Consider the following 17596-nt stretch of genomic DNA (forward strand, 5'->3'; position numbering starts at 1 on the left):
GACCGCGCGAGTCCGCACCGCCGAAGCCACGCATCCCTGATGCGCCGCCACAGGGCGCCCGCCCCGGGCCGCCCGCGCACGCCCAGGGACCGCAGTCGGCTCCGCTGACACCCCCACCGGGTGTCCCCACCCTCCCGCCGCCACCGCAGCACGGCCCGGCCGATCCGCCCCAGGCACTTGACCAGGCCGGACCCGGCTCAGCCGCACCCCCGACGCAGCAATTCCCCGGAACCGGTGTGCCCCCGGCATTCCCGCTCCCCGGTACCCCCCTTGACGACATTCTCGCGCCGCCGACCGGCCCCGTTCCGCACGTCCCGAGCGCCGCCGCCGACCCCGCGAACCTGACCGTCCGAGTCCCACTGACACCCGCCCCCGGCTCCACCCCCGACCGCAGAACCCACTCGGGCACAGCGGAATCCACACACGGCGCCGAACCCGCACCCAATCACGCCTCCACCCCACCCCACGGCGCCACCCACAACTCCCTCCACGACCCGAGCGTCGGCTCCATCACCGACGCCCCCGCCGCCCCAGCAACAAACGGTTCGCGCACACCGGGCAAGCCCCCCACACCCCGCAGCGACAGCGCCCCCGGCACAGCCGACGCCAAGTCCTCCGACAAGGCCCACACCGGCGCACCCGCCACGGATCACAAACCCGCCCAGCCGAATTCACCGGCACCCGCAGATTCGCCTGCGGTCCCGGGACAGCCGCCCAACAGCGGACGCCACCGGGCACTGGACGCACCGCTCCCTCCCCATCACCACGCCAAAACCCCCCGTCCGGAACAGCCCGCAGCGGCCACCGGACAGTCACCTATCTCCGGTCCGGCACAACCACCGGCATCCGCACCAGGACAGTCCTTCCTGCCCGGCACGGCGCAACGCCCCGTGTCCGGTACGGCCGAGGCACCGGCCTCCGGTCCAGGACAGCCCGCTACCCCCAACCCCGTGCAGCCCCCCGCAACCGGTCCGGGACAGTTCGCAGCGTCAGATCCCGCGCAACCCGGCCCGTACGGCCCGCGGGGCGCGCAGTCACACGGCTCCACCGGCCCCAATTCCGTTCCGCCACAGCCTGCTCCACAGGGCTCCGGCGACCGCTGGCAATGGATGTCACCACCCTCCCAGGCCCCCGCCGCACACGGCCCGGCAACCCCGCACGGCCCCGGCCAGCACGGCAACCCCGTCGGCGCGCAACCGCCCTCCGGCCCGTCCGCACCTGTCTGGAACCAAGTCCTGCCGCAGCAGCCGGCCCCCGGTGCGCCACAACAGAACCCATGGCAGGCGGCTCCCGGCCAGGTCCACCCCGGCCAAGCACCGCAGGGTCAGTACGCGCCAGTCACCGGTGCGCCGATCGGGTCCACTCCGAACGGCCCAGCCGCCCAATCACCCGCCGACTCTCCGGCGCACGCTTGGAACCAGACCCCGCCGGAGTCTGCGGCTCCTGTTGCGCCACAACAGACCCCATGGCAGGCGGCTCCCGGCCAGGTCCACCCCGGCCGAGCACCACAGGATCAGTACGCGCCAGTCACCGGTGCGCCGATCGGGTCCACTCCGAACGGCCCAGCCGCCCAATCACCCGCCGACTCTCCGGCGCACGCTTGGAACCAGACCCCGCCGGAGTCTGCGGCTCCTGTTGCGCCACAGCAGAACCCGTGGCAGGCGGCTCCCGGTCAGGTCTCGCCCAGCCAAGCGCCGCAGGGCCGGTACGCACCGGGCACCGGTGCGCCGGGCGGCTCGAACCTGAATGGTGCGGCGGCACAGCAGGCTCCGGCCACTTCACCTGATTCGCCGGGCGCCGCCTCGATGCGGCCGCAGTCCGACGCGGCGCCCATCGGGTCTCCGGCGCCGGAAGCGAACGGGGCGCCCAATGCTCCGGGGCAGGCTGTCCCACAGCCGAATTCGTGGCTGCAGCCGGAGCCGGGCGACAATATTCACAGTGCACCGACCATCGGCGGCGGTATTCCCGCGCTGAGCGGCGAGGTGCGGCCCGGCGGTGACAACGCGCCGGCGGACGGTCGACCGGGCAAGCCGGGTCGGCCGGAGTTCGGCGGGCCGGGCCAGGATGGGCAACAGGCTGATCCCGCCGACGCTGGGCTGGGTCAATCAGACAAAGGCCAAGCGGCGCAGGCTGGTTGGGGCGCGCCCGAGCAACCGGGGCCGTACGGCCAGGGACAGCCCGGGGCCTACGGGTCCGGGCAACCGGGGACGTATGGGCAGCCGGGTGGCTATGGCTCCGGGCAGCCCGGTTCGCACGCGCCCGGGCAGCCGGCGGCGTATACGCCGCCGTCAGGGCCTGTGCAGTACGGGCTGGGTGTGCAGGGGCCCTCGCTCGATGATGTGCCGATGCGGCGGGCGAAGAAGTCCCCCGGGTCGGGATGGCGGCGGGCTGTGCATCATGTGTCGGGTGGGGCTATCAATCCGGGGTTGTCGGCTGAGGAGCGGCGACTGCAGGAGTTGGTGGCCCGGATTCGGCAGCCGGTGCGCGGGGATTACCGAATTGCGGTGCTGTCGCTGAAGGGCGGTGTCGGGAAGACGACGACGACCATGGGGCTGGGGTCGATCTTCTCCTCCATTCGCGGCGACCGGGTCATTGCGGTGGATGCCAATCCGGACTTCGGCACGCTGTCGCAGCGGGTGCCGTTGCAGACGCGGTCGACGGTGCGGGATCTGCTGCTGGATCCGAGTATCGAGCGCTACTCGGATGTGCGGCGGCACACCTCGCAGGCCTCGAGCCGACTGGAAGTGCTTGCGAGCGAACGTGATCCGGCAGCCTCGGAAGCGTTCAGCGAGGACGAGTACCGCAATGTGGCGCGCATCCTGCAGCGCTTCTACAACATCATCCTCACCGATTGCGGTACGGGCCTGATGCATTCGGCCATGGCGGGCGTGCTGGATCTGGCGCACTCCCTGGTGCTGATCTCGTCCTCGGCCATCGACGGCGCGCGCAGCGCCGCCGCCACCCTGGACTGGCTGTCACTGCACGGCCACGACCATCTGGTTCGCAATGCCGTCGTGGTGATCAACCTGCCGCGCCCGGGCGCCCCGAATGTCGGCATCAACCAGCTGCGCGACTACTTCCTGTCGCGTTGCCGCGCAGTGCATATCATTCCGTACGACTCCCACCTGGGCGAAGGCGCCGAGATCGACCTGACCCGCCTGCAGAAGGAAACCAAGCGGGCGTACGTCGAACTGGCCGCCACGGTCGCCGACGAATTCGCCGTCGACCATCGCCGCTATCGCGACTGATAGCGGAAGGTTCGCCGACTCCACCTGCGCCGGACACCCGGCAATGGACGAGTCGGCGTGCCGGACCCGACCCCGCGCGCCTATCTGTCGACTGTGTCCTGCGTCTCCATAGGGCAGATTGGCTGCCGACCCATCCGGTGACGCGCAGGGAGTTGAGCAGATGTTTCGCGGAGCAGCGATCGGCACGCTGGACGAGGATCGAATCGACGCCGCCCCGCGGCTCGAATTCGATTCGATCGACGCGCGGCGGCCCGGAGCGCGGCTGGTGTGGCGCGGTGCGCCCGCCTCGCTGACCGAGCTGATCGATATCTTCTCCGCCCTGGGCCTGCACGTCACCGCACACGATGTGCACAGCGACGGCGCGGACACCGTGCACCGATTCACCTTCCGCCCCACGGCTTTCGAACTGACCGAGCCGACCGCCGAACTGCTGTCCGAGGCCTTCGTCGCCGCGGCCACCGGGGTGCTGGAGATCGACGGCTTCATCGGTTTGATCGGCGCGGCCGGGCTGACCTGGCGCGACGCCCTGCTGATCCGGGCGGCCTGCCGGTACCTGCGCCAGGCCGGACTCCGACTCGGCGGACCGACGATGACCGAGATCCTCACCGTCCATGCACAATTCGCACGCGCGTTCGTGGAACTGTTCCGCGCCCGCTTCGATCCGTCCGGCGGCGGCGATATCGACGCGGCGGATGCGGAGGCGCGCCGGCGGCTCGAGGCCGCGACCACGCTGCCCGAGGATCAGCTGCTGCGCGGCCTGCACACCTTCTGCGCAGCCGTGTTGCGCACCAATTGGTTCCAGCCGAGCCGCCTGGTCGCCGCCTTCAAGATCGACCCGTCTCGCCTGTCGGTCTCGGGCCCGATCACGCCGTATCGCGAGATCTTCGTGCACGCCAGGCAGGTGGAGGGCAGCCATGTGCGCGGCGGCGTCATCGCGCGCGGCGGCCTGCGCTGGTCCGATCGCGCCGACGATTTCCGCACCGAGGTACTGGGCCTGATGAAGACCCAGACGGTGAAGAATTCGGTGATCGTGCCGATGGGAGCCAAGGGCGCCTTCGTGGTTCGCGGCCCGATCGCCGATCCGGCAGCCGTCTCGAACGCCTACGCGGCCTTCATCGGCGGCCTGCTCGATGTCACCGACAATATTGTGGACGGCACGATCGTCCCGCCCGCGCACACCGTCGTCTACGACGATCCGGACCCGTACCTGGTGGTCGCCGCGGACAAGGGCACCGCCCGCTTCTCGGACCTGGCCAACAGCATTGCGATGGCCCGCGCCTTCTGGCTCGGCGACGCCTTCGCCTCCGGCGGTTCCACCGGATACGACCACAAGGCCCTGGGCATTACCGCCCGCGGCGCCTGGTGCTCGATCCGCCAGCACTTCGCCGAACTCGGCGTGGACCCGGACACCCAGCCGTTCACCGTGGCCGGTATCGGCGATATGTCCGGTGATGTCTTCGGCAACGGCATGCTCGAGACCGACCGGATCCGGCTGGTGGCGGCCTTCGACCACCGCCACATCTTCCTCGACCCCGATCCCGATCCCGAACTCTCACACCGGGAGCGGGGCCGCCTGGCCGGACTCGACCGCAGCAGCTGGGCCGACTACGACCGGGCCGTCATCTCCGAGGGCGGCGGCGTCTGGCCACGCTCCGCGAAATCGATTCCACTGTCCCCGCGGACACGGCGGCTGCTCGGCGTCGAGGCCACGAAACTCCCTGCGCACGAGGTCATTCAGGCCATTCTGAGCGTGCAGGTGGACCTGCTGTTCAACGGCGGCATCGGCACCTATGTGCGGTCGAGCGGCGAACTCGACTCCGAGGTAGCGGATCCGACCAATGACGATGTGCGGGTGACCGCGGATCGACTGCGCTGCAAGGTGATCGGCGAGGGCGGCAATCTCGGTCTCACCCAGCGCGCACGAATCGAATTCGCCCGGGCGGGCGGTAAGGTGAACGCCGATTTCATCGACAATGCCGCAGGTGTGGCCACCTCCGATCGCGAGGTCAATCTCAAGATCGCACTGGCGTCCGCGGTGACCGATGGCCTGGTGACCGAGCCGGAGCGCGATCGCCTGCTCGCCGCCAATGCGGACGAGGTGGCCCGCGCGGTCCTGGCCGACTGCGACCGCCAGGCCCTGGCCATCAGCCTGGCCGAGGCCCATGCCCCGTTCCTGATCGACCGGCACGGCCGTTTGATCGAAAACCTGGAGCAGGCAACGGATCTGGATCGTTCCGCCGAGTTCCTGCCCGCCCCGGCCGAACTCAGCGCCCGCCGTCGCGCCGGAGCCGGTCTGGTCCGCCCGGAGATCGCGGTGCTGCTCGCCATGGCCAAGAATCTGGTCCGCGAGGAACTGCTCGCCTCCGATGCGCTCACGGATCCGGTGGTCGCTGGAACGCTGGCGGGCTATTTCCCCGAGGATTTCCGCACCCTGCTGGGTGAGCGGCTGCGCGAGCATCCTGTGGCCCGCGAGATCGTGGCCGTTTCCGCGGCCAATCAGGTGATCAATCGGGTCGGCCCCGGCATGATCCACCGCCTGGACGAGCGGTTCGGCGCGGGCACCCCGCAGATCGTGCTGGCCTGCACGGTCGTCGATACCGTGCTGGATGTCGACCGCTGGTGGCGCGATGCGCTCGCGCTGCCGGGCGTGAGCCCGCAGCTGCGGATGAGTGTGCTCAACGGTATTCAGGACGCCGTCGAGCAGTCCACCGCCTGGCTGCTGGCAAAGCGCACGGCCGTGTCCTGGTCTGCGGAGATAGAACTGCACGCCCCGGTGGTCGCCGAGCTGATCGCGGTGCTCCCCCGCCCCGGCGGCCATCCCGGCCGTGATCTCGCGAACCTGCAACTGCTGGCACAGGCACTGCCGCTGAGCGATACCGCCCGGCGCACCGGCCTGCCGGTCGCCCTGATCGCACAGACGTATCGGGAACTCGGCGGGTCCATCGGACTCGATTGGCTGGCGACAACTTTCGCGACGACGCCGACCGGCGACCACTGGGAGACGCTGGCCGCCGCCGCCCTGGCCGACGAATTGCAGTCCCGCTGGCACGCTTTGGCGGCCACGGTGCTGGCGAACGCCGCACCGAGCGACTCCGCGCACGATCTCGTGACAGCCTGGCGGGCCACAGCGGCCGCGGCGCGACTGCTGGATCTGGTGGGTCAGCTGCGCCGCTCCGCGAACGCCGATATCGCCCGATTGTGCGTGGTGAACGCGGAATTGGCCGCGGCGGCCGGGATCAGCGGTGGGCGATGATCGCCAGCAGCAGTTCGGCCCGCACCCGCGCCACATCCAGCTGACACCCGAGCACCGATTCGATCTTCGCGACCCGGCTGCGCAGGGTGTGCCGGTGCACGCCCAGCGCGGTGGCCGCGGTCTCCCACTGACCGTGCGCCTCCAGATAGGCGCGCAATGAGGCGATGAGATCGGTGCCGTGCCGCTCGTCGTAATCGGCGAGCGGCGCCAGCATGGCCTCCGATATCGCGCCCAGCATGCGCTGGGCCTCCGGAAGAGTCAGCAGCGTCTGCCCGGCGAGCGAGGCGAGTTCCAGCGGGCGGCCACCGGGCAGGGCGGCGGAGGACGCCAATTCGGCATGTTCGATGGCTGTGGCGAAGCGCCGCAACAGATGTGGCGCGCTGAGGCCGGCCCGGATGGCCGCGCGCACCTCGTCGGGCATGGCCGCCAGCAGCTGCTCGGCCGCCTCCTCGGTATCGGAACCGGGCAGCAGCACCGCGACCCGATCACCCGAAATGCGCGCGAACAGTTGCCGGTTGTGCGGATGCAGCTGCTCGTCAACGGCTTCGGTCACCCGCACTGCCGCCTCCGGCGAATCGCACCACAGCACCAGGGCACGGACCCGCCCGGAGCGATCCGCGGCCGGAGCGAGATGCCGCCACAGCGTTTCGAGATCGCCCGCCTCGTCCAGCAGCATGGCGATGGCCTGAGAGTTCAAGTGGTTCTGCGCGATTCGCAGCCGGGCCGGCTTTTCGAAGTCCAGGGCGAGCAGTGAACTGGCATGTCCGAGCAGTACCTGATCGACCGAGCTGAGCGGCGTTGTGGTCACCACCGCCAGATGCCCGTGCACCGTCTGCCCTGCCGTAATAGCTTGCAGTGCAATGATTTGCCCTGAAGAGGTGTGGATGACGCCGCTGCCCGCACCGTCGCCCCGAGTACTGAGGAATTCGCCGATCCGCACGGCGACTTCGATCCCGGACCGACCGGGGTGGGAATCCGAGATCTCACCATCCGCACCGGTGACGACCACCGTGGCCGACAGAGCTGCGGACAACTCTCTGATCACCGCACCGATGCCCTGGATGGCCGCCCGGGTCATGCGCGGCTGAGCACGAGAGGCCCGCAACACCTTCTCGTACTCCTGCTCGGCCAGCCGCTGCATGACCTTCTTGGTGATCGCCCCGAACGGTGTCGGCAGCGGCACTTCGAACAGCGGCAGCCCGAGCGCATCAGCCGCCTCGACCAGATCCGCGGGCACAGTTTCGTGTGAGAGCCCGACGCCGAATCCGACGCCCGCGACCCCCGCCGCATCGAGTTCCGTCAGATAGCGCAGCCGGTCCGCGCCACTGAGCGGCAAACCCATACCGGTGGTCAGCACCAACTCCCCGCCGGAGAGCCACTGCTGCGGTTCGGTGAGCTCGGAGGTGAGGGCCATCGTGATATTGCGCCCGAGCCCGGCACTGCCGCCCTTGAGCGCCAGATTCAGCTCGGGCTGGGACAGCACCCACCGGACCGGAATTCCCGTACTCACAGCGCTCCTACAGCAAACTGGACAAAACGTCGAAACTAGATTCTGCCGCCACTCCGATCCGGCAGGTGACGCGGGGGTGTGTCGCACAGCACACTGGCTTGCGATCGAGCAATACCGGAACCCCAGGGAGAACTCGCACACTATGACGACGCAGCTGCTTCGCAACTACATCGACGGCCGGTCGGTCGCCGCCACCGCGTCGGAGTCGTTCGAATTGATCAGCCCGGTCGACGAGACGGTGACCGGCCGCAGCCCGATCTCCGATGCCGCCGATATCGATGCCGCCGTGACCGCCGCCCGCCGCGCCTTTCCGGCCTGGCGCTCCGCCACGCCCGGACAGCGACAGGCCGCACTGCTGAAACTGGCGGACGCCCTGGAGTCCCATTCCGACGCTCTGGTCGAGGCGCAGTGCCGCGATACCGGCCAGCCCAAACATCTGGTCGCCTCCGAGGAGGTGGCCACCGGGGCCGATCACCTGCGCTTCTTCGCGGGGGCCGCACGCCTGCTCGAGGGCAAGTCCGCCGGCGAGTACATGACCGGATTCACCTCATACGTGCGCCGCGAACCGGTCGGTGTGATCGGTCAGGTGACCCCGTGGAACTACCCGCTGATGATGGCGATCTGGAAGATCGGCCCGGCGCTGGCCACCGGAAACACCGTGGTGCTCAAGCCGAGTGACACCACACCGGGCAGCACGCTGCTGCTGGCCGAGCTGTCGAAGGGCATCCTGCCCGACGGCGTACTCAATGTCGTGCTCGGTAATGCCGCCAGTGGCGCTGCGCTGGTGAGCCATCCGGACCTGGACATGGTGGCCATCACCGGTTCGGTGCGGGCGGGCATCTCGGTGGCGACCGCGGCAGCCGAGCAGGTCAAGCGCGCACATCTCGAACTCGGCGGCAATGCCCCGGTCGTGGTGTTCGGGGACGCCGATCTGGCGCTGGCCGCCGACCGCATCGGTGACGCCGCGTTCTTCAACGGCGGCCAGGACTGCACCGCCGCGACCCGGGTGCTGGTGCACGAGTCGGTGCACGACGATTTTGTCGACGCCCTGACCGAGAAGGCGCAATCGGTGCGACCGGGCCTGCCCGACGATGCGGGCGCCGCCTACGGCCCGCTGAACAATATTCGCCACTTCGAGTCCGTCACCGGAAAACTCGCCGCGCTCCCCCCGCACGCCACCGTGCGCACCGGCGGCAACCGGATCGGCGATACCGGTTTCTACCTGGCCCCGACCGTGGTCACCGGTGTGCGCCAGGACGATCCGATCGTGCAGGAGGAAATCTTCGGCCCGGTCATCACCGTGCAGACCTTCACCGACGAGGCCGAGGCGATCCGGCTGGCCAATGATGTCGTCTACGGCCTCGCCTCCAGCATATGGACCCGCGATCACGGTGTGGTGCAGCGCCTTTCGGCCGCCCTGGACTTCGGCGCGGTGTGGGTCAACTGCCATATCCCGCTGGTGGCGGAGATGCCGCACGGCGGATTCAAGCGCTCCGGCTACGGCAAGGACCTGTCCGCGTACGGCGTCGAGGACTACACCCGCATCAAGCATGTCATGAGCGCGCACGACTGATTTCCGAGTCGTCCCCAATCCCTCTTCCGCAGAAAGACTTTCATGACCGAGATCAGCTACCGGCTCCCGCAGCGGCGGGACCTGCACACCGCCCTGCCGGGCCCCCGCTCGCAGGAACTGGCGCTGCGGCGCAAGGCCGCCGTCGCCGCCGGTGTCGGCTCGACCGTGCCCGTGTACGCGGCGGACGCGGACGGCGGCGTCATCGTGGATGTGGACGGCAATTCGCTCATCGATCTGGCCGCCGGCATCGCGGTCACCAATGTCGGCGCCTCGCATCCGAAAGTCGTTGCGGCGGTGCGTGACCAGGTGGAGAAGTTCGCACACACCTGCTTTATGGTGACCCCGTACGAGGCCTACATCCAGGTCGCCGAACAGCTGGCGGAGCTGACCCCGGGCGATCACGAGAAGCGCAGCGTGCTGTTCAACTCCGGCGCCGAAGCGGTGGAGAACGCGATCAAGGTGGCGCGCCTGGCCACCGGCCGCACCGCCGTTGTCGCCTTCGATCACGCGTACCACGGCCGCACCAACCTGACCATGGCGCTGACCGCGAAATCCATGCCGTACAAGGCGCATTTCGGCCCGTTCGCCCCCGAGGTCTACCGGATGCCGATGTCCTACCCGTTCCGCGACGGCGCACTCGACGGCGTAGCGGCGGCCCGCGAGGCGATCTCGCGGATCGAGAAGCAGATCGGCGCGGATTCGGTCGCCGCCGTGATCATCGAACCGATCCAGGGCGAGGGCGGATTCATCGTTCCCGCACCGGGATTCCTGCCGGCCCTGGCCGAATGGGCGCGGGCCAATGGCGTGGTGTTCATCGCCGATGAGGTGCAGACCGGCTTCGCCCGCACCGGCGACTGGTTCGCCTGCGACCACGAGGGCGTGGTCCCCGACATCATCACCATGGCCAAGGGCATTGCGGGCGGTATGCCGCTCTCGGCCATCACCGGCCGCGCGGACCTGCTTGACGCGGTGCACGCGGGCGGTCTGGGCGGCACCTACGGCGGCAATCCGGTGGCCTGCGCCGCCGCACTGGCCGCCATCGAGGCCATTCGCGACCATGATCTGCCCGCCCGCGCCCGCCATATCGGCGAGGTGGCGCTGGCGCGTTTCGATGAACTGGCACAGCGGGTTCCGGCCATCGGTGACGTGCGCGGCCGGGGCGCCATGCTGGCCCTGGAGTTCGTCCGCCCCGGCACCACCGAACCCGATGCCGCCTTCACCGCCGCTGTCGCGGCCCGCTGCCTGGAGCAGGGTGTCATCACCCTCACCTGCGGCACGTTCGGCAATGTGATCCGCCTGCTGCCGCCGCTGGTGATCAGCGACGACCTACTCGACGAGGCGCTGACGGTGTTGTGTACCGCCATCAGCGATCTCGCCGCCTGATCGAGGGAAGACGATGTCCGAGTTCGACCGTATTCGCGCGAAGATCCCCACCGGCCTGTGGATCGACGGCGCAGCCGTTCCCGCCGCCGGCGGCGCGACCTTCGCGGTCACCGATCCCGCCACCGGCCATCTGCTCACCGAGGTCGCCGATGCCGGGCGCGCGGACGCCCTGCGCGCCCTCGACTCCGCCTGCCGGGTCCAATCCGATTGGGCTGCAACGGCTCCGCGCGAGCGCTCGATGATCCTGCGCCGCGCCTGGGAGATCCTGATGGATCGCACCGAGGATCTGGCGCTGCTGATGACCTCGGAGATGGGCAAGACCCTCCCGGAGGCACGCGGCGAGGTCGCCTACGGCGGCGAGTTCCTGCGCTGGTTCAGCGAGGAGGCCGTCCGCATCGGCGGCCGGTACACCGAGGCGCCCGCGGGCAATGGCCGCATCCTGGTGACTCAGCAGCCGGTCGGCCCGTGTCTGGCGATCACGCCGTGGAACTTCCCGCTGGCCATGGGTTCTCGCAAGATCGCTCCGGCGCTGGCCGCCGGTTGCACGGTGATCGTGAAGCCCGCCGAGGACACTCCGCTCACCATGCTGGCCCTCGCCGATATCTTCGCCGCGGCCGGACTTCCGGCCGGTGTGCTGTCGGTGCTGCCGAGCAGCGACGCCGCGGGCGTCACCGCACCCCTGCTGGAAGACCCGCGCCTGCGCAAGGTGACCTTCACCGGTTCCACCCGGGTCGGCAAACTGCTGCTGCGCCAGGCCGCCGACACTGTGCTCCGCACCTCGATGGAACTGGGCGGCAATGCCCCGTTCATCGTGTTCGAGGATGCCGATCTGGACCAGGCGCTGGCCGGGGCGATGGCGGCGAAGATGCGCAATAGCGGTGAGGCGTGCACCGCGGCAAACCGTATCTACGTGCACAATTCGATCCGCGCCGAATTCGCCGCCCGGTTGGCCGAGAAGATCGGCGCACTGCGCGTCGGTCCCGGCCACGAGCCGGGTGTGGAGCTGGGGCCGCTGATCAACGAGCGGCAGCGCACCACCGTCACCGCACTCGTGGACGATGCGGTCGCGGCCGGAGCCGTGGTCCGCACCGGCGGTAAGCCGATCGACGGGCCCGGCTGGTTTTTCCAGCCCACCGTCCTCGACGAGGTGCCGCGCACCGCACGCATGCACCGCGAGGAGATCTTCGGCCCGGTCGCCGCCGTCTACGGCTTCGATACCGAGGACGAGGTGGTGGCGGCCGCCAATGACACCGAATTCGGTTTGGCCGCTTACTTTTACACGCGGAATCTGGATCGGGTGCTGCGCGTGTCCGGCGCTCTCGAAGCCGGCATGGTCGGCGTCAATCGCGGCGTCATCTCCGATCCGGCGGCTCCGTTCGGCGGCATCAAGCAGTCCGGTCTGGGCAGCGAGGGCGGGTCCGAGGGGATCAGCGAATACCTCGACACCAAGTACGTCGCGCTCACGCACTGACGTCCGGCACACCGGCCCCTGCGCCGGACAACGTGCCCACCCGATCGTCCGGTGATCGGTTCTCTCCACCCAGTACCAGGAGCCTGCATGCTCGTGCAGAACGCCCCCGAGGCCCCGCCGCACAGCGATAAGGGATTGGCAACCAACAAGATCGGCACTCTCGCCGGCGCCGTCCTGAGCATCGCGTCCATCGCGCCCGCCTACACCACGACGGCCAGCATGGGCCTGATCGTGGCGGCGGTCGGCCTGAAGATGCCCGCGCTGCTGATCGCCGGATTCATTCCGATGTTCCTGGCGGCCTACGCCTATCGCGAGTTCAGCGCCGAAACCCCTGACTGCGGCGCCTCGTTCACGTGGTCGGCACGGTCCCTGGGTCCCTATATCGGCTGGATGGCCGGGTGGGGTTCGGTGATCGCGGTGGTGATCGTGCTGGCCAATATCGCCGCGGTGGGTGCGGAGTTCCTGTACCTGTTCATCGGGCGGGTGGCGCATTCGGAGTACATCGCCACGCTGGGTGACAACAAGCTGATCAATATCCTGACCACGCTGGCATTTCTGGCGGCGGCCGGCTGGGCGGCCAGTCGCGGGATCAGTTCCAGTGAGCGCGCACAGTACGTGCTGGTCGGTTTCCAGCTCGCGGTGCTGCTGCTGTTCGCCGGTGTCGCACTGGCCAAGGCCGTGACCGGGGACGCGCCGTCCGGGCTGAGCTTCAGCCCGGACTGGTTCAACCCGCTCACCGGACTCACGCTGGGCGCCTTCGCGATCGGCCTGATCGGCTCGGTGTTCATGTACTGGGGCTGGGACACCGCGCTCACGCTGGGCGAGGAGTGCAAGGATCCCCAACGCACGCCGGGCCGGGCCGGGCTGCTGTCCATTCTGACCGTGCTGGGCACCTATCTGCTGCTGGCGGTCGCGCTCATGTGGTACGCCGGTGTCGGCGATACCGGTGTCGGACTGAGCAATCCGGGCACCGCGAGCAATGTCTTCGGCGCATTGGCCCAGCCGGTGATGGGTGGTGCGGGCGAGCTGCTGCTGTTCCTCGCCGTACTGGTCTCCACCATTGCCAGCCTGCAGGCCACCTTCCTGCCCGCGGCGCGCGCCATGCTCGCCATGGGCACCTTCAAGGCACTGCCGAGCCGCTTCGCCACCGTCCATCCGACGTATCAGGTGCCGCGCTTCGGGACTGCGGTCGCCGCGGTGGTCGCGGGCGGTTTCTACGCGGTGACCGCACTGCTGTCACAGCATGTGCTGCTGGATACCATTGCCGCCCTGGGCATCATGATCTGCTGGTACTACGGCATCACCGCCTTCGCCTGCGTCTGGTACTTCCGCAAGCAGTGGTTCGCCTCGGCGCGTGACTTCATGTTCAAGCTGCTGTTCCCGCTGCTCGGCGGCACCATGCTGCTGGTGGTCTTCACCATCTCCGTGCGCGAGAGCCTCAAGCCAGAAGTCGGCAGTGGCGCTTCGATTTTCGGTATCGGACTGGTGTTCTACCTCGGCTTCGGGATTCTCGCGCTGGGCGCGGTGCTGATGCTGATCATGCGCTGGCGGCAGCCGGAGTACTTCCGCGGGCAGACCCTCCCCCGGGCGATTTCCGGCGACCCCATGCCCGCGCCCACTGAACCGCATCTGAGCACGCTGTAGCGAAACCCGCTTCCGCCCAACCACTTCGACGATCAGATCCGGAGTAGCCGTGAACGTCATCACCTGTTTCGAACCGCCGGTCTCGTATGCCCGAGTCGCCGAGCCGGTGCGCTCGCCGCTGCGGGTTGCCCTCATCCAGCACCGTTGGCAGGACGATGCCGCCGCCCTGCAGGCCGAACTGTTCGAGGGCATCGCCCGGGCGGCCGAGGCGGGGGCCAAGGTGGTCTTCCTGCCCGAGATCACCTTGAGCAAGTACCCGGCGTTCGTGCGCGGCGGCGAGAATCCGGGCGCGGACGCCGAGGAGCTGACCGGCGGCCCCACCTTCACCTTCGCGGCCAAGGCGGCGATCGAACACGGCATCTTCGTGCACGCCTCGCTCTACGAGCGCGCCGAGCAGGGCGACGGCCTGGGATACAACACCGCGATCCTGGTGTCCCCCACCGGAGAACTGGTCGGCCGCACCCGCAAGCTGCACATTCCGATCAGCGACGGGTACTACGAGGACACCTACTTCCGCGCCGGTCCCGCCACCGACGAGGCCTACCGCCCGCACAGCCATCCGGATCTCGGCGACGCCCGCATCGGCATGCCGACCTGCTGGGACGAGTGGTTCCCGGAGGTCGCGCGCATGTACTCGCTGGCCGGGGCGGACCTCATCGTCTACCCGACCGCCATCGGCTCCGAGCCCAGCTTCCCCGCCTTCGACACCCAGCCGCTGTGGCAGCACGTGATCGTGGGCAATGGCATTACCGCCGGCACCTTCATGGTGGTGCCCAACCGATTCGGCGACGAGGGCGAAATCACCTTCTACGGTTCGTCTTTCATCTCCGATCCGTACGGCCGCATCCTGGTGCAGGCGCCGCGCGACGAAGCCGCGGTGCTGGTGGCCGATCTGGACCTCGATCAGCGCAAGGACTGGCTGGCCCTGTTCCCGTTCCTGGATACCCGCCGCCCCGACACCTACGACCGCCTGACCGCGCCGGTGGATCACGCGAACCCGTTCGGGCGGGCGTGATGACCTCGGACGGGATCACGCAGTGGCGCATGCCCGCCGAGCACGCGCCGCACCGCCGCACCTGGATGGCCTTTCCGCCGGTGGGTTCGGAAATCACCGCGACCCCCGAGGCCGTCGATGAGGCCCGCACGGCATGGACCGCCGTAGCGCACGCCGTCGCCCGGTTCGAACCGGTCTCGATGGTGGTGGACCCCACCGATACCGCGGCTGCCCGCCGAATGCTCTCCGGCGCAATCGATATCGTCGAAGCCCCGCTGGACGATGCCTGGATGCGCGATATCGGCCCGACCTTCGTGCACGCCGCCGACGGATCCGTCGCGGCCGTCGACTGGGTCTTCAATGGCTGGGGCCAACAGGATTGGGCCCGCTGGGACAATGACCGGCAGATCGGCAGGGTCGTCGCCGCGGCGGCCGAAGTGCCGGTCATCGATTCACCGCTCGTGAACGAGGGTGGCGGCATCCAGGTGGACGGTGCGGGGACGGTCATCGTCACCGAGACGGTGCAGTTGGACCCCTGCCGCAATCCGGGGCTGGCCAGGGAGCAGGTGGAGGCCGAACTCCGGCGCACCCTCGGCATCGATACCGCGATCTGGCTGCCGCGTGGCCTGTGGCGCGATTCGCAGCGCTTCGGCACCCGCGGGCACTCCGATATCGTCGCCGCGCTGCCGTCACCGGGTGTGGTCCTGGTGCACGATCAGCGCGATCCAGCCCATCCCGATCACGCGCTCAGCGACGAGATCATGAAGCTCTTCGCCACCGAGACCGCCTCCACCGGAAGGCCTTTCGAGGTCGTTCCGTTGCCCGCACCGCGCGTCCTGCGAGACGAGGAGGGATTTGTCGACTACAGCTATATCAATCACTACGTGTGCGATAACGCGGTGATCCTGTGCGGGTTCGACGATCCGAACGATGCCGAGGCGGCCGCGGTACTGGCCGAGGTCTATCCCGGCCGCACCATCGTCACCGTGGACGCCCGGCCCATCTTCGCCCGTGGCGGCGGTATCCACTGCATTACCCAGAACGAGCCGCTGCCGGTTCGCTGATCAGTCCCGCAACTTGGAATAGCTGAGGAGCTTTCGTGTCTGTCATCACCCGTGACGTTGTTGTCATCGGCGCCGGACCGTCCGGTCTGACCGCCGCCGTGGAACTGCACCGGGCCGGGCTGTCGGTGGCCGTGCTCGAGGCGCGCGAGCGTGTCGGCGGCCGCACCCGGACCGGCGATATCGACGGCGCGATGATCGAGATCGGCGGCCAGTGGCTGTCCCCGCATCACACCGCCGCACTGGAATTGGTGGCGGAGCTCGGTCTGAAGACCTTCTCCCGCTATCGCGACGGCGAGTCGGTGTATCTGGCCGCGGACGGCGTCCGGCACCGCTTCACCGGCGATGTCTTCCCGGCGCCCGAGGCGACCTCGAAGGAGATCGACCGCCTGCTGGGACTGCTGGACGAGCTGGCCGCGGCGGTCGGCGCCGAAGAGCCGTGGGCGCATCCGCAAGCGGCAGAACTGGATTCGGTGCCGTTCAGCATCTGGCTGGAGGGGCAGTCCGCGGACGAATACGCCCGTGAGACGGTCGCCTTCTATGTCGCCGGCGCCATGCTGACCAAGCCCGCACACACCTTCTCGACCCTGCAGGCGCTCCACATGGCCGCTGCCCAGGGCTCTTTCACCAATCTCGCGACCGACACCTTCATGCTCGACAAGCGCGTCGTCGGCGGTATGCAGCAGGTATCGCAGCGGCTGGCCGAGGTGATCGGCGATGATCTGCACCTGAACTCCCCGGCACGGCGTATCCAGTGGTCCGGCAACGGCGTCACCGTCTTCGCCGACGGCGATCTCGAGGTGCGGGCCGGTCAGGTCATCCTGGCGGTACCGCCGAACCTGTACTCGTGCATCAGCTTCGACCCGCCGCTGCCGCGCCGCCGCCACCAGATGTACCAGCACATGTCGTTCGGATTCGTGGTCAAGGTGCACGCGGTCTACCCGACCCCGTTCTGGCGCGAAAGCGGTTTATCTGGAACAGGTTTCAGTGATACCGATATGGTCTCGGAGATCTACGACAACACCAACCACGGCATGGACAACGGCGCACTGGCCGGATTCATCGCCCACGAGCAGGCCGACGCGTACTTCGCCATGGACGCCGCCCAGCGCAAACAGGCGGCACTGGACTGCCTGGTCCGCTACCTGGGCCCCGAGGCCGCCGAACCCGCTGTGTACTACGAATCCGACTGGGGCGCAGAGGAATGGACGCGCGGCGCCTACGGCGTCAGCTTCGACCTCGGCGGTATGACCCGCTACGGCCACGACCATCGCGACCCGGTCGGCCCCCTGCACTTCGCCTGTTCGGACCTCGCGGGCCACGGCTTCCAGCACGTGGACGGCGCGATCCGCATGGGCCGCCGGGCCGCCGGCGCCATTGTGGCAGCACGCTGATTCGCCTCACCATCCACCGTCCGCCGTCAGATTGTCTTGCTGGTGGTCCGATGCTAGGTTCTGGC

The 17596-nt window shown here is 68.9% G+C and carries 9 protein-coding genes and 1 pseudogene; 9 read left to right on the forward strand and 1 reads right to left on the reverse strand.

What is annotated here, in order from left to right:
* Positions 1 to 2135: 2135 nt before the first annotated feature.
* Positions 2136 to 3248, forward strand: a pseudogene (locus OG716_RS26940) (AAA family ATPase); the annotation flags it as partial.
* Positions 3249 to 3408: 160 nt separating this feature from the next.
* Entirely contained in the window at positions 3409 to 6501 is a 3093-nt protein-coding gene (locus OG716_RS26945) for an NAD-glutamate dehydrogenase domain-containing protein (RefSeq protein WP_405133452.1), read from the forward strand.
* On the opposite strand, the gene OG716_RS26950 is transcribed toward OG716_RS26945, so the two are convergent.
* Positions 6485 to 8011: a PucR family transcriptional regulator gene (locus OG716_RS26950; protein ID WP_405133453.1), complete on the reverse strand. Its 1527-nt coding sequence runs from the start codon at positions 8009 to 8011 to the stop codon at positions 6485 to 6487. The two genes, OG716_RS26945 and OG716_RS26950, sit on opposite strands and share 17 nt — an antisense overlap.
* A gap of 142 nt (positions 8012 to 8153) precedes the next feature.
* Between OG716_RS26950 and OG716_RS26955 the strand changes: the two genes are divergently transcribed.
* The 7 genes from OG716_RS26955 (at position 8154) to OG716_RS26985 (ending at position 17531) form a co-directional block, all read left to right on the forward strand.
* Positions 8154 to 9584 (forward strand): gamma-aminobutyraldehyde dehydrogenase, encoded by a 1431-nt coding sequence (locus tag OG716_RS26955; RefSeq protein WP_405133454.1) that lies wholly within the window; start codon positions 8154 to 8156, stop codon positions 9582 to 9584.
* A 42-nt stretch (positions 9585 to 9626) separates the two neighbouring features.
* Entirely contained in the window at positions 9627 to 10967 is a 1341-nt protein-coding gene (gene gabT / locus OG716_RS26960) for a 4-aminobutyrate--2-oxoglutarate transaminase (protein ID WP_405133455.1), read from the forward strand.
* A gap of 13 nt (positions 10968 to 10980) precedes the next feature.
* Positions 10981 to 12438 carry an NAD-dependent succinate-semialdehyde dehydrogenase gene (locus OG716_RS26965; protein WP_405133456.1) on the forward strand — a complete coding sequence of 486 codons (1458 nt, stop codon included), beginning with the start codon at positions 10981 to 10983 and terminating at the stop codon, positions 12436 to 12438.
* An 87-nt stretch (positions 12439 to 12525) separates the two neighbouring features.
* Positions 12526 to 14082, forward strand: coding sequence for an APC family permease (locus OG716_RS26970; protein ID WP_405133457.1), 1557 nt, complete (start codon positions 12526 to 12528; stop codon positions 14080 to 14082).
* A 49-nt stretch (positions 14083 to 14131) separates the two neighbouring features.
* Positions 14132 to 15097: a nitrilase-related carbon-nitrogen hydrolase gene (locus tag OG716_RS26975; protein WP_405133458.1), complete on the forward strand. Its 966-nt coding sequence runs from the start codon at positions 14132 to 14134 to the stop codon at positions 15095 to 15097.
* Positions 15097 to 16140, forward strand: coding sequence for an agmatine/peptidylarginine deiminase (locus OG716_RS26980; protein WP_405133459.1), 1044 nt, complete (start codon positions 15097 to 15099; stop codon positions 16138 to 16140). Before OG716_RS26975 ends, OG716_RS26980 begins: the two co-directional genes overlap by 1 nt.
* A gap of 35 nt (positions 16141 to 16175) precedes the next feature.
* Positions 16176 to 17531: a flavin monoamine oxidase family protein gene (locus OG716_RS26985; RefSeq protein WP_405133460.1), complete on the forward strand. Its 1356-nt coding sequence runs from the start codon at positions 16176 to 16178 to the stop codon at positions 17529 to 17531.
* The last annotated feature ends 65 nt before the right edge of the window (positions 17532 to 17596 follow it).

The organism is Nocardia sp. NBC_01388 (assembly GCF_045040085.1).
Classification (GTDB): Bacteria; Actinomycetota; Actinomycetes; order Mycobacteriales; family Mycobacteriaceae; genus Nocardia.